This window comes from Vibrio sp. 1978, assembly GCF_033344345.1.
This window is the reverse complement of record NZ_JAWPOP010001021.1, coordinates 1-518: the sequence shown is the minus strand read 5'-3', so window position 1 is coordinate 518 and position 518 is coordinate 1. Positions and strand designations below refer to the sequence as shown.

The following is a 518-nucleotide window of genomic DNA, read 5'->3' as shown; positions in this document are numbered from 1 at the left end:
ACAATCACCCGCGTTTCAAAACTGTTGGATGTCAGCCCAGTGACCTATCCAGCCTACAACGACACCGAAGCCAGTACCCGTGCCCTTGAAGAAGCGCGCGCGGCTTGTTCTGGCGACAGTGAAGAACAGCGCCAACTGGCGCAGCATCAAGAGCAGCAGTACCGCGATCGGTTGTTGCAAACCCTGTAAAACCTCTCAGTACTTAAACCGGAGAAAGTTGAATGAAATATCATGAAATGAAGAAAAAACGTGACACGATCGCGCGTCAAATGCGTGAGTTGAATGACAAGGCGAAAGAAGAAAAACGTGCGTTCACTGACGACGAAACCACCCAATGGCGCGGTATGACGTCAGAGTTGGAAGGTCTGGATTCACAAATCGAACGTGAAGATCAGTTGCGAGCTCAAGATGAACGCTTTGTTCGTGAAGACGACAACACAAACAACGGTGAAGAGTCACCGACAGAGCAACGCCAAGCCGAAGCCTTTACCAGCTACTTGCGCCATGGTTTTGCGGAG

At 50.6% G+C, this 518-nt stretch carries 2 protein-coding genes; both read left to right on the top strand.

Going from position 1 to position 518, the window contains the following annotated elements:
• Window positions 1-189 (top strand): HK97 family phage prohead protease (locus R8N49_RS30435; protein WP_318190866.1); only part of this gene is annotated, 189 nt, incomplete at its 5' end.
• Between the two features lie 32 nt (window positions 190-221).
• Window positions 222-518 (top strand): phage major capsid protein (locus R8N49_RS30430; RefSeq protein ID WP_318190865.1); only part of this gene is annotated, 297 nt, incomplete at its 3' end.